Annotated in this window: 1 protein-coding gene; it reads right to left on the bottom strand. The window is 34.9% G+C overall.

Annotation, left to right across the window (positions count from 1 at the left end):
• Positions 1 to 124: 124 nt before the first annotated feature.
• Complete coding sequence (locus R7Q09_RS24535) at positions 125 to 898, bottom strand: DUF2971 domain-containing protein (RefSeq protein ID WP_318071330.1); 774 nt, start codon at positions 896 to 898, stop codon at positions 125 to 127.
• Positions 899 to 957: the final 59 nt, after the last annotated feature.

The raw sequence follows: 957 nt of genomic DNA, 5'->3' as shown, positions 1-957 counted from the left end.
CATAACGCCCTGTTAAGGTGTGAGCAACGCAATACCGATGCTCCCGCATACCACCTTAACCACAAAACCTAACGCATAGTAAAAATGCCACGCGTTGCGAATCACTCTTAAACAGTTTGTTATATTAATTTATTTCCACGACTTTTATAGAACTCATATCGACACGCACTTTTTTAAACTTCGTTTCAAATGGCACATTTTCGATTATAAAGTCTCGAGAGGACTGGTTCATTCTACAGCCGAAAATTATCGACTTTACCCACTCTGGGTTAAAGTTAACTAAGGCAAACGCTCCCCTGTCGTCAATTTGACCTTGAAACCTTTGTGCATCCAATTGAACCCTATATTCATTTTCATATTCCCACTCATTAAGTTTTGTTCGTAACGCACGCCAGATTTTTTCAGAGTCACTGTGATTATTACTTATTGAAAAATGTGATTTAATTATGTTTATTATAGGGAATGACGGGATTTCACTTTGATAAGTGACTTTATCTGCCTTTAATGCATTTGAATCCCACTCAATGCAAAAACCTCTATGAGAGTTAGCATAATGCGACCACATCAAGTTACTCTCAGGATTATCTGTTACGCAATAAAACAGATAGTCATCAAAACGTTTCTCAATAGAATCAACGAAGCTATTGATGAACTCATTATCATTTCCAAGTAAGGTCGATTTAAATCTTACTTTATCCTTACCTTTAATATGAGGAATAAGGGATTTCAATTCCTTATTGGTTGGTTTAATAAAATTAACCTTCGAGTCAAATAGATCGTTAAAATTTTTTCTTCTAGAGAATGTTACTTGACTATTGAATAGGTTAATCAACGAATATTCATCATCAAGGTTATTTTCATCATATATCGGGCAATATTTATAGAAACTACTTCTCACCTAAACGACCTCTTTTAAATTAATATAACGCCTTGTTAAGGTGTGAGGCACGCAATACC

The sequence above is a fragment of the Vibrio sp. 2130-1 genome (genome assembly GCF_033339515.1).
Note: the sequence above shows the minus strand (reverse complement) of the source record. Positions and strands in the feature narration are given on the sequence as shown.